The organism is Thermanaeromonas sp. (assembly GCF_021890735.1).
Taxonomy (GTDB): Bacteria; Bacillota; DSM-521; order Neomoorellales; family Neomoorellaceae; genus Thermanaeromonas.
In genome coordinates, this window is record NZ_JAKKUR010000046.1 from 1 (window position 1) to 12048 (window position 12048).

Here is a 12048-nt window from a genome sequence, read left to right on the forward strand (position 1 = left end):
TTATAAGCTTGAGGCTCTACGTGGATAAGGACGTATCCTTCTTCTCCTTTTATTTTAACACTGGCCAGTATATCTACGTAGTGTTTTTCCCCGGCGGTAATGTCGGTGATGATCTCTTGGGATAAGAAGGTTAACTCGGAATAATCGATTAGGGCGTGGGCTTCGGGGAAGAAGAGTTCCATGAATTCTTTGAAGAAGTTGGTGATGAGCTCTTTAAATATAGCGTCGTGGTCTATAGGCATATCCGGATTCTCCTGTTTTTTCTTGAGTTTATTCTATTTTACTTTATGTGAAAGGCTAGGACAAGAGAGGGGATCTTGGATTTTCTTCTCGTATTCGGATTTCATGTTCTCTATGCTTTTCGTTTCATCAGTAAAAATAGATTTTTCTTCCTTGAAAATTTCCGGTACGATTTTAGCTTTAAGCTCGGCTGGAGTTTTCTGGGTCCATTATAGATAATCAGCATAACCTGCGGCGAAAGGAATCGGTATGAGCTCGGGTAAAATGCAGGGGCCTAAGGCAAAAAAGAAATAGCTCCCACCGATCTACGGCCAATTTCGGTAGGAGCTATCAGCTCAAGGATGAGCATCAGGCGAGCTCCATCGCCTGTATAATTATGTCAGCGCTAATTATTCTTTGTCAAGTGCCTTATGGGTTTTAAATGTTTTTGTTCTACGGCCTGACTCGTCTTGACAGAGGTTCTGCCTTAAAGCTTTCTCCCAGTAAAATACCCTTTTATGAACAGAGCCATTAACCCTAAAGCTGCTACAATGGCTGCAAAGGAAACTGCCTTACGAGCAGAAGTCGAAACTTGTGTTTTTCTTGTTACCTCAAGCTCATAAGCTCTACTCTTTGATTCTGCTCCCTGTTCACTGCCAGTTTGTGGCGTATCGCTTGTAGTATCCTGTCCCGAGCCAGGCCCGGCAGTACTTACCGTCCTTGGTTGCAATGGCTGCTCTTGTTTGACTAAAATGTCTTCGGCCGCTTCCTTTACTTCGCCCGTACTACTTGAAGTAGGCTGTTCAACCTCTAAAGTTTCTTCTATTTGCTCAGCCTTTTGATCAATACTAGTATATGGTGGAGGCGACTCTGCTAGTTGCTGAATGTTCTCGGCTGGAACAAAAGGTTCCGGTACGCTACTTTCATCTACTGCATTATTCTCCTGGTTTTGAGTTAAAGACTGATCCTCAGGTGCCGTCGGTTTTTCCGGAATCTCTAGGTTGATCTCCTTATTAGTAGCTTTGCTAAAAATCTCTTTAAATCTAGTAAAGGTACTACTATCGAGCGTAGAATAAGTGGCCACCCATTCATTAAACTTTATATTGGCACAAGTATGGTGACAGCAAACCACTCCATATTGGGCAGCCGTCTGCACATAGATGTTGGCCAACCTGCTTAATGTCTCCTGATCAGTCTGCCACATCTGTCGCCGCGCCGCTTCCAAGCTCCATCCAATGATAGATTGCACTACAAAGGGATCTAGCTGGTTTCTTATCTTCTCGTCAAAAATGAAAGTCTCAGCAACCTTTTGCCAGGCCCAGTCACTTATACCTTCCAAAGTCGCATCGACCAGGAACATATTGGCTACATGCTTGCCAATCTCCCTGGCTCCAGCATAACCCTCTTTAAGCATTCCTTCAATCCACTTGGGGTTAAATAACCTGCTCCGCAACTCCGTACTTACAAACTCACTGAAGCTCTGTACCCGGGCACTGCCGGTCCGGGTATTGATAATATACGCCTGTACTTCTTCGCCAGAAGCAGCCTGGGCTGCCAGTTTCAACCCTCCTAAATATTGGGCTACATCATCGTTGTCCAGTACGCCCCAAACGGAATCTCGTACCTGGGTAACTATATCGACTGTTTTAAGAATCTCCTCGAAGACATCCCTTGCTGGAACACCGTAAACACTCTTTCCGTAATGTAGGACATACGATTCATGTAAGTATCTACCAAGTCCTTCTGATCCTTCCATGCGCTGGTAGCCTGGGCTAGCTCAGCAACACCTGTGCCGTAAGTTCCTGGAGGCTCGCCAAATATCCTGGCCAGAGCCAAAGCATCCGCCTCTTGCTCTGATATGCCTTGTTCCATAAGCTTATCCCGCAACTCCAGGTAAACTTTACGCACAAAATTATTTTCCGATGGCTCATTCAAGAGAGCAACCTTTCTAAACGCCTCATCTAACACACCTACTACGTGAGAAAAGGTATCGCGAAAAAGCCCGGAAATGGTTACTACCACGTTAATCCGCGGCCTTCCCAGTTCCTCTAGGGGGGGTGACTTTCACCGTAGTCACTCTACCGCTTTTATCCCAAACAGGCTCAGTACCCATCAATCGGAGGATCAAAGCCACAGTTTCCCCCTGGGTGCGCATGGTTTCAATAGCCCATAACACTACTCCCACTGTCTCCGGATACCGCCCGTTCTCCGCGTAGTATCTTGCCACTAGTTTATCGGCAGCTTCTTTGCCCGTCTTCCAGGCTGCTGCATCCGGCACCATGCGCGGGTCAAAGGAGACCAGGTTCCTCCCCGTGGGTAATGCATCAGGTACCCGTACCGGATCCCGACCTAGACCGGGCTCGATAAATTCACCAGAGAGAGCCCTAAGCAAATTAGCTATCTCATTGGTGGTCAAAAGCAGGCGTTCTCTGATCTCCTCTCGGATGGCCTCTCTCGTCGCCCTGTCGTAGGCCACAATGGACTCAACCATCAAATCTAATAATTCTCCCTCGGGCGGCTGACCGAAGGTATGCAGTCCATAAGGCATGAGCTCCATAGCTAATTCCTCTAGGTACTCTTCTAAAACGGAAGCCAACTGGGCAAAGTCTGCAGCCCCAAGGTCAAGCCCCAAGTCCTGGTCCAGGCTGTTTGCTTTAACCTTTTCTATAATCTGTTCCTGCAGGTTGGCCGCCCTAGCTATGTTACCCCCGTTTACAGCATCCTGGTAGTCCATCAATAGTTGCTGTAATTCGGCTAACTCACCATAAAGTCCAGGCTGGATCATAGGTGGTATTAAGTGATCAATAATCACTGCATATCCCCGCCGCTTGGCCTGGGTTCCTTCACCGGGGTTATTCATAATATATGGGTAGATATCCGGCATATTTCCGATCAGGACATCCGGCCAGTCATCTTCTCCCAGCCCCACACTCCGTCCGGGTAGCCATTCCAGCGTACCGTGGGTACCTAGATGTATTACCGCATCGGCCTGGAATTCCTTCTGTAACCACAGGTAAAAGGCTATATACTGGTGTGGAGGAGGTAAATCCGGTGAATGGGCAATTTTGGAAGGATCATCTGCCCATCCCCGTGCAGGCTGCGGCCCCAAGAAAATGTTGTCCAGAATGGCACCGGGGATAACCAGGTTGCCTTCATAAACCATAATGTTACCCGGAGGAGGACCCCATTCCTTTTCCACCTGTTCCCGCAGTTTGGCTGGCAAAGTAGAGTACCATTCCAGGTACTTATCTTTAGGCAGGATTAACGCCCCTGCCTGCACCACTTCGGCCAGTTCTCCCGGCGCCCAGCTACCGACATTTCTTCCTTGCTTACGAATTATCTCTTCTATAGCCTCAGGGCTCAGATCTCCTTCCACCCGGTACCCATTGTCCCGCAGCGCCTGCAAAATAACTGCTGCGCTGGCAATGGTGTTTAAGTAGGCGGCGCCGATGTCATCTTTACCCGCATGATGGTTGTAGTAAATAAGGGCTATTTTTTTATCTACATTATTCTTCTGGCGCAAGTTGACCCAGGCCAGAGTGCGGCCTACCAGGCGCTCAATACGGTCGGGAAGGGGTACTTTCTTGACTATACGAGCTCCTGTGCTTTCATCTATTCTGACTACCGTAGTACCGCCCATGAATATGGGTTCAATACGCCCATCCAATTCAGGCAGGGCCACCTGCCAGGCTATTTCACTGCTGATACCTGCCGGACTGTTTTGCCATTCCTGTAGATCACTGCTGTAAACTGGTGCCATGACTGGTACGTTTAACTGTTTAAACAACTCCACACTCGCTTCCGGCTGGCCGTAAATAAAGTTAAATCCGATTCCTGCGATAAGAAAGTCTATCTGTCTTCTACCACTCGGCATAAAATAGTCGTGGACGGCCCTTTTACGGTTGCTGCTATCGCTAAAAACTAGAAGCGTGTTGCACCCTTTTTCGTCTAGTTCTTCTTGGATAGCCAGATACATATCAATGTCGCTGTTTTTAAAGAAACTATCATAGGTAGTAATACCAATCCAGGGAGCTCCTTCCTTAAAATGGCCACTTGCTTTATACCAGGCAAGATAACCCCCTAAAGTGCTAAAAGTACCAGGCGGCAGCCCTCTACCTCCCCCACCCTCAGTAGATACGTATACCGCATCGCACACTCTCTGGTGTAGAAGCTCAAGCTCAAGGCCAGAAAACTCTGGTTCCCAAAGAGCATCATATACAGCACGGTAAACCGTAGCTTGAGCATCCCTTAGATAAGCCGGTGTGACCAGATCATAAAGGGCATTATAAACAACATTTACGGCTAACCCAGCCCCCAAACCGTCACTTTGATATACCGCCTGATAAACAGACTGGCGTACGGTATCGTAAAGGGCCTGTAATCCTGTTTCTCCCTGCCCCGCCAGATATACGGCTTCCGCCACACTTTGGTAAAGCTCCCCAGTATTTAAAATAGAACCGTCTTTACACCCATCATGTACGGCCTCGTTCACCGTAAACCGAGCCAGCATCCAGTTGGTATTGCTATCTAACTGGTATACGTAGGCACCCACACTTTCATAAACTGCGCGGTATATTTCATTCACCGTCAAGCCCTGAATCCCGCCACCACCAGTCGCGTATACTGCATCGCGTACTGTCTGGTATAACCCATCAACATTAAAGGTAATCCCTTCGGCATCCGGGTGATAAATAAAGCGAACAGGCATCATGATCGGATCTAACTGTTCCCCCGTTGTTACCTGCCCGTAAGTGGAAGCCAAGTACAGTACTAGCCGCCGCATGTTTTCCACGCCGCCGTATATAAAATACTGGGCCAAGAAATCTTTTTGACTCTCATCAATCCGAGGGTATTCGGGGAAAGAACCGCTCCTAGTGGATAGCACTTTACATTTTTCGGGTAAGTTTTCTAGTAATGGCCCTACTACTTGGATAGCGGTAGACCCGATCATTTCTAACAAAAATACATCCGCATCTTGTAGCGCTTGCGTTAGGTTTTGGACCGTAGCTTCATTTTTAAGATCATTGGAGCTAAACAATTTTAGTTCTATGGGATAGGCTTTCAAGTGTCCATAGGCATCTACCAGTGGAACCAGATAACCTTCACTACCCAAAAGCATAACTACTTTGGTATTTACATTTTCGCTAGCCTTAACTTCCGAAGTATTTAGGTATAAGAGAAAGATTGTAAATGCTAATATGATAACCACTAGTAATAATCTATTTTTTTGGGCTTACTTTACGCATTTATACTTGCTCACCTCCACCTCACTCAGGTTACCCGGCTTCCCAACATCCTTCTCTACTACTCACTCTTTCTCAATGAGGATTAACTTCCCGGTCTTGGGATCTTTATAAACCGTCCCCATCTCTTGGTACCCAGAACCTCCCCCTTTCTCCAAATCAGGTATTTCCTTAAGTTCCCTTCCCCGCTCCACGTTAATCACTCGTTGGATATTTTGCATTAGGCGCTGTTTTTCTTCAGGCTTTACTTTAGCAAAGATTATGTTCTGCAAATTCCAAGAAAGCACCAAAGCCACCATCAAGCCACAACAAAAGACCAACATGACGTCAATTAGGTTGGCCAAACCTCCCAGCGGCTCAACCTCGTCTGCGGAGAACCGTTCAGCACGTCATGGTAAAGGCTGGCAATATGAAAATCGTTTTTGCCAAGACCAACGGTATGATCGTCAATATATCAGGGGGTGGCTGCCCAGACGTTCCTTATCTGTACACAAGACTAGTGGGTTCCCACCTGGAGACCGCCCTTAGACCGCGAGATTTAGGTTTCACCCTCTGCTCCTTGATGCTCGATAGAGCCTGGGAGGAGGCCCTAAGTATCTGGAAGGGAGGAAAGCTTTCTTGATCCTCATTGCGGGAACTGTTCCCGCAGAAAATCTTGATCTTATCCAGGGCAAAGTGGAAAAGATAGGCAATTCACTTAAAGTCCAGGATTATACTTTCCCCTGTGGCCAGGGCACGGGAGCCATGATCAGCTCTTGCTTGGAAGTAACGAAGGCTTTGGGATTGGAACCACCTTACGCTTTGCTAGCCGGAGATATCGGTAGGGGCCAGGGCACCAGGCGTATCTATCAATATTTAATAGAACAGGTGACAAACCTAAAGCCCAGGATCCTTGCCCTACATTATTGCCTGCCCATAGTTAGATTGATGCAAAAGCTTTGTGAGGCGCTAAAGGAGTGCTCGTACCGGCCTTTACTTATTGCCGATGCCGGGGCTATGTATGCAGCTAAGGCGGCCGGAGTAGCCCCTCAATTTGATATTTTCACTCCCGACCCCAGTGAAATGGCTTTTCTGGCCGACCCAGAGGCTGTTCATCCCGCTTATGTCAGCCGTTATCTTTTCGAAGCTTTAGTCCATCAGGTTCCCGAGCTAATAAAAAGGGCTTATGCCCATGGTGGAGCTGCTAAAATCCTCTTAGTTAAAGGGGCTATAGATTATATTGCTACTGAAGGAAGGGTGGTGGCTAGGATAGAGGAGCCTTGTATGCCGGAACTAGAGTGTATTGGCGGAACAGGGGACACCATCACCGGCATGGTAGCCGCTTTAACAGGCGCTGGATATGATCCCCTGAAAGCAGTTATTGTAAGCGCCCAAGTTAACCGGCTGGCTGGTAGGCTCTCTTGTGCCACCCCGGCCACTCGAGTAGATAAGCTCATCGAGTATATTCCCGTGGCATTAAGAGAACTGGGGGTTATCTCTAAAGGCCCGTAACCCAATTTTACCTTATATAAAGGAGGTTTTTACGTATGATAGAAGTTGACGTGCGAGGCTTATCCTGCCCTATACCAGTGGTAAAAACTAAAAAAGCTATGGAACAGCATCCTGGTGAGCCACTTTTAGTGCTGACCGACAATGAAACATCTAAAGAAAACGTTAGCCGCTTGGCCCAAAGCCAAGGGTACTTGGTGAAAGTAGAAAAGGTCTCTGGGCTGTACCGTCTGCTGCTTAAGCCGCATGAAGAATAACTTTACTTAGGCCTCTGGGCATCCACAGGCAGAATGGAAATTTCTTCTTTTAGGTCGGCTGCAAGGCTTAATAACGTCCGCGTATAAGGATGCTTAGGATTAGTTATAACCTCGCTGGCCGGACCCTCTTCTACTATAGAGCCATTTTTCATTACCGCCAGCCGATCGCTCACTTTTCTGGCCAGAGCGATGTCATGGGTGATAAAGAGCATGGCCAGCCCCCTCTTCTCCTGCAGGCTAAGGAGAAGCTTCAGTATTTTCGCCTGGATGCTGGCATCCAGCGCGGAAGTTGCTTCATCGGCGATCAGGAGTTTAGGGTTCAAAACCAAAGCCCGGGCAATGGCCACCCTCTGGGCTTCTCCCCCGCTAAGCTCATGGGGATATTTCCTTAGGAAGAAATCATCAGCAGGTAGCTCGACTTCCTCTAAAACCTTTCTTACTCGCTCAAGCTTCTCTTCTTCGCTACCCCAACCCTGGACATCCAGGGGCTCTTTTACAAGCTCCCAAACATTCATCCGGTGGCTTAAGGAGCTCTTAGGATTTTGAAAGATCATCTGCACTCGCTGGTAAAATCCTTTGTCTCTTAAGAGAACCTTTTGGCCCTCCAGCCAGATTTCACCCTTATCCGGTGGCAATAGACCCATGATAGTTAAAGCCAAGGTGGTCTTACCCGAGCCGCTCTCCCCCACCAAGGCCAAGGTTTCACCCTCGTATAAGGTCAATTCTACCTCCCGTACCGCCCGCACACCGTTAAAGGATTTGCTTAAAGCTTTTATCTCCAGCAGAGGTATTATTCCTCCCCGGTGGCAGGCGAGATAGCGGTCTCCAAGACTTTTAAGTTCTGGTACTTCCCGGAAGCAAAGCTCTACCCGCTGGGTGCAGCGGGGATGAAAAGGGCATCCGTCCACAGGCTTATAAGGAGGACCGGGTATCCCTTGTAAATCCTTGACTGTAGTCATATTGGGATAGGAGCGCAAGAGCCCGCGGGTGTAGGGATGGCGAGGGAAGGTGAAAATGCACTGGGTGGCTCCTGACTCTACCACCCTTCCACCGTACAGAACAGCTACCCGATGGGCCAGCTTGGCAGCCACGGATAGATCGTGGGTTATGAGGAGGACCATCTTCTCCCGGATAACCTTCTTTAGAAGCTCGATGATCTCGGCTCTAGTTATGGCGTCTAAGGAGGCCGTAGGCTCATCCAGGATCAGCACCTCCGGATCGTTGGCCAGGGCCATGGCCAGAAGAACCCTCTGTTTCTCCCCTCCGCTAAGTTGATGCGGAAAAAAGTGCGTCCGTTCCTCGCTCAGGCCAAGGGCTTTAAGAAGGTCCATGGCCTTCCTTTGGGCGGCCTTTTTATCTTTAAGCCCATGGATGAGCAGGGCCTCCATAACCTGGTCGACCACCGGGTAAAGGGGGTGCAGGGCGTCCTCCACATTTTGAAAGACCATAGCTATCTCTTTTCCCCGGATGAGGCGTCGCTCCTCTTCAGACAAGGCAAGGATATCCTTACCTTTAAACAAAATTTGGCCGGCACACCTACCAGGTGAAAGCCCCATGATAGAGAGGCCCAGAGTGGTCTTGCCTGCCCCAGACTCCCCCACAACGGCCAAAATTTCTCCCTTCTTAAGCTCTAAGTTAATACCTTTTAGCACTATAAGTTCCCCAAAGGACACTTGCAGTTCTTTAATGACCAGCATCTTCCCTTTCTCCTCGCAGGCGAGGGTTGAGAATCCTCTCCAGGGCGAAACTTAAGAAGCTTAAAGCAGCCACAGTCAAAGAAAGGGCCAGGCCGGGAGGTAAAAGCCACCACTTCCAAACCTCAAGGTAAGTAAACTCTAAAGCCTGCTGCATCATTTTACCCCAGCTATGCAATGTAGGATCACACACACCCAAAAAGGAAAGGCCTGCTTCCATAAAGATGGCCCGCCGGGCATCCTGTATCATAACCGCTAGCCAAACTGGACCGAGGTCCGGGACTATATGCCGGGCCATAATATAAAGGGAACCTGCGCCAAAGGTGCGCGCTGCAGCTACAGACTTTTTCTCCTTTAAAGATAAGGCTTCTGCCCTTATTATCCTGGCTCCGCCAGGCCACAAGAAAGCTGCCAGAAGCAAGATCAGAGTAAGGAGGTGGGGCTTAAAATAAGCTCCCACCAATATAGCTAAAAGGACTGGGGGGATGACCAGAAGGGCGTCTACCACCCGCATACATAGGCTATCGTAGAAACCTCCTACCAGGGCAGAGGAAGTGCCCACCAGCACACTTATTGTCCCTGCAAGAAGCCCTGCCCCGCACCCCACTACTAGGGAGGTCCGCGCTCCATAAAGGAGGCCTGACCAGATGTCCTGGCCCACGTCGTTAGTTCCCAGCCAATGCCTGCTTGATGGGGGGCTGAAGGCAGCCCCCACCCTGGCCTCTGGCGGATAGGGAGCCAAGAAGGGCGCCAGGGCGGCCAGAAGGGCCAAAAGCAGGATAAGATATAAACCTATCCTTCCCAGCCTGTCTTCTCTTATCTCCTGCCAGTAATCAACGTGCATAGTTTATCCTCGGATCTAGCTTAAGGTATAGCAAGTCCAGCATCAGATTAATGATCAGCACGGCCGCGGTAAGGATAAGAAGCACCCCCTGGATGACCGGATAATCTCGTACCATAAGCGCGTTGTACAGAAGGGTGCCCAAGCCGGGATAGGAAAAGACCACCTCCACAAAGAGGGTGCCGGTTATCAGGTGAGTCAAATGCAGCCCGGCGGCCGTGACTACCGGAAGAAGGGAGTGCCGTCCGGCATGATGATAGCGCACCCGTATATCCTTGCACCCCTTGGCCCGGGCCGTAAGGATAAAGCCCGCACCTAAGGTAGTAACCATGCTGCTGCGGGTCAAAAGAAAGATATTTACGCAGCGCACCACAACTAGGGTCAGTAAGGGTAAGACAAGATGGTGCAGGATGTCTAACACCAGGTCAAAGCCTTTAAGGCTTGCATAAGGGGTTAAGCTTCCGCCCAAAGGAAAAAGGCCCCAGACCACGCTAAACAAAAGCAAAAACAAGATGCCTACAAAAAAGTCGGGGAACCCGTTTACAAGCATTAAAGTTGTCAGCAGAAGCTTATCTAACCCTTGCCCGCGCCTAAAGCCTGCTTCTACACCCAAGATAAACCCGGTTAGGGTAGAAAGGACTAAGGCCAGGCCTGAAAGGAGCAAAGTCCAAGGAAGATACCCCAGGACAACCGAGACCACCGGGGCATGGTAGTAGTACGAATAACCCAGATCGCCCCGGAAAAGGGCTCTAAGATAGGCTACAAACTGTTCCCCTAAAGGCTTATCCAAAGCAAAGCGCTGGATAAGCTCAAGCTTTAACTCCGGCGTCATAGCTATCAGCGCGTCATCACCGTATATGGCCTGTAAAGGGTCCCCAGGCATAAGCCGCGGTAAGAAGAAATTTAGGGTGAGTATGATAAAAAAGGCAACGATATAATTAACTACGTTTGGCCTCCAAATCAGCATGTGGCACCACTAGTTTTTTTGCTTAAGCTTATTTCACAAAAGCTAGCTTATTCAAGGGAATAGGCACACCTGAACCGACCCCGCCCCAGGTGTAATATAGGTTCACTAACCCGTCATGGGCCCAGTAACTTGTAGGATAATACAGGGGTAGGGCTGGCATCTCCCTGGCATAGAGTTCTTGAGCCTTACCCACCAGTTCACGCCTCTTTGCGGGCTCCATCTCTCCAAGCTGTTTGGCCAAAACACTAGATAATTCCTCACTTTTATTATACCTTGCGCTGTTTATGCTCTGTTCCAGGGTGACCCTGTTTAGAATCCGCGGGTCTCCTCCGAGGCCCCCATGTCCGCTCAAAGCGAGATCAAACTTCCACTCTTTAACCCGGTTATCGAGGGTTTTAGACTCTAAGCTCTGGAGGTTTACTTTTATACCTATGCGCTCCAATTGCTCCTTTATAAGCTCAGCAGCCCGCTGTTCAGTAATGCTTCCTCCCCCACCCCTGAATAAAAGCTCTAACTCTAAAACTCGCCCATCCTTGGTCAGGTAATTCCCCTGACGAACAAACCCTAGACCGGCTAAAAGCTCCTCTGCTTTAGCAGGGTTGTACTCGTACTGTTCCACCCCGGGATTATACCAGGGGCTGTCCGGCGGAAGTAACCCTGGGCTGCCAGACAAACCATAACCCCTTAAGGCCACTTCCACAAGTTGCTTTCTATCGATACTCAAAGCCAGGGCCTGGCGGAATTCCCTCTGGGACAAGGGCTCTTTATTATGGTTTATCATCAGCTTGGCTACCCAATCGTGGGTGCCACTTAGAACCTGGAATCCCTCTTGGCGTAAGCTTTCGGCGATTTCAGGCTGTATAGAGGTGGCGTTAACCTGCTTTTTCTTAAGGGCAGCACTAGCCATCTCTTCGCTCATCTTTATGAACTGTAATTTTTGTATCTTAGGTTTGCCCTGGTAGTACTTATCATAAGCCTCGTATAAATAAGTCCCCTGTTCCCGGTTATAGTCCACTAGCTTAAAGGGCCCTGTACCGATGGCCGCCTCCTTGCCTTGAAATTTCTCCGGGTCGCTTACCTTCTGCCAGATATGGGCGGGAAGGATGGGCAGGGCCCCTGCTACATCGCTTAAGAAAGGCGCATAAGGCTGGTTTAGGGTGAGCTTCACCGTGTAATCGTCCAAGGCCTCTGCTTTCTTTATCACTGTGGTGTCCACCCATTGGTAGGGATACTTCCTGGTGTACTCCACGGTGAAAACCACGTCTTTGGCAGTGAAAGGCTGGCCATCATGCCAGGTAGCGTTTGGGACTAAGTAAAAGATATAAGCGTTATCTTGGGG

The 12048-nt window shown here is 49.1% G+C and carries 10 protein-coding genes, 1 pseudogene and 1 riboswitch; of the genes and pseudogenes, 3 read left to right on the plus strand and 8 right to left on the minus strand.

The window, feature by feature from the left end; all coding sequences use genetic code 11:
• From L5656_RS07825 to L5656_RS07845, 4 genes and pseudogenes are all read right to left on the minus strand, one after another.
• On the minus strand, positions 1-242 hold a 242-nt coding region (locus L5656_RS07825), incomplete at its 3' end, for an Rpn family recombination-promoting nuclease/putative transposase (RefSeq protein WP_297201456.1).
• 312 nt (positions 243-554) lie between these two features.
• Positions 555-616, minus strand: a riboswitch (Fluoride riboswitch).
• A gap of 90 nt (positions 617-706) precedes the next feature.
• A pseudogene (locus L5656_RS07830) lies at positions 707-2241 on the minus strand (cobaltochelatase subunit CobN).
• Position 2242: 1 nt separating this feature from the next.
• Positions 2243-5332: a cobaltochelatase subunit CobN gene (locus L5656_RS07840; protein ID WP_297201460.1), complete on the minus strand. Its 3090-nt coding sequence runs from the start codon at positions 5330-5332 to the stop codon at positions 2243-2245.
• 195 nt (positions 5333-5527) lie between these two features.
• Positions 5528-5806 carry a DUF2149 domain-containing protein gene (locus L5656_RS07845; protein WP_297201462.1) on the minus strand — a complete coding sequence of 93 codons (279 nt, stop codon included), beginning with the start codon at positions 5804-5806 and terminating at the stop codon, positions 5528-5530.
• 65 nt (positions 5807-5871) lie between these two features.
• Here L5656_RS07845 and L5656_RS07850 point away from each other — a divergent pair, with 65 nt between their 5' ends.
• From L5656_RS07850 to L5656_RS07860, 3 genes are read left to right on the plus strand one after another with little or no spacing between them, the layout of a single operon-like run.
• Positions 5872-6084 carry a hypothetical protein gene (locus L5656_RS07850; protein WP_297201465.1) on the plus strand — a complete coding sequence of 71 codons (213 nt, stop codon included), beginning with the start codon at positions 5872-5874 and terminating at the stop codon, positions 6082-6084.
• Complete coding sequence (locus tag L5656_RS07855; RefSeq protein ID WP_297201467.1) at positions 6081-6953, plus strand: NAD(P)H-hydrate dehydratase; 873 nt, start codon at positions 6081-6083, stop codon at positions 6951-6953. The genes L5656_RS07850 and L5656_RS07855 overlap by 4 nt, the downstream gene beginning before the upstream one ends.
• Positions 6954-6988: 35 nt before the next feature.
• Positions 6989-7207, plus strand: a complete 219-nt coding sequence (locus tag L5656_RS07860) for a sulfurtransferase TusA family protein (protein ID WP_297201470.1) — start codon at positions 6989-6991, stop codon at positions 7205-7207.
• Between the two features lie 2 nt (positions 7208-7209).
• Here L5656_RS07860 and L5656_RS07865 read toward each other — a convergent pair whose 3' ends face one another.
• The 4 genes from L5656_RS07865 to L5656_RS07880 all read right to left on the minus strand — a co-directional run.
• Positions 7210-8904, minus strand: a complete 1695-nt coding sequence (locus tag L5656_RS07865) for a dipeptide ABC transporter ATP-binding protein (protein WP_297201473.1) — start codon at positions 8902-8904, stop codon at positions 7210-7212.
• On the minus strand, positions 8891-9745 hold the full coding sequence (locus tag L5656_RS07870) for an ABC transporter permease (RefSeq protein WP_297201476.1): 855 nt from the start codon (positions 9743-9745) through the stop codon (positions 8891-8893). Before L5656_RS07870 ends, L5656_RS07865 begins: the two co-directional genes overlap by 14 nt.
• Positions 9735-10709: an ABC transporter permease gene (locus L5656_RS07875; RefSeq protein WP_297201478.1), complete on the minus strand. Its 975-nt coding sequence runs from the start codon at positions 10707-10709 to the stop codon at positions 9735-9737. Before L5656_RS07875 ends, L5656_RS07870 begins: the two co-directional genes overlap by 11 nt.
• A 28-nt stretch (positions 10710-10737) precedes the next feature.
• Positions 10738-12048 (minus strand): ABC transporter substrate-binding protein (locus L5656_RS07880; RefSeq protein ID WP_297201481.1); only part of this gene is annotated, 1311 nt, incomplete at its 5' end.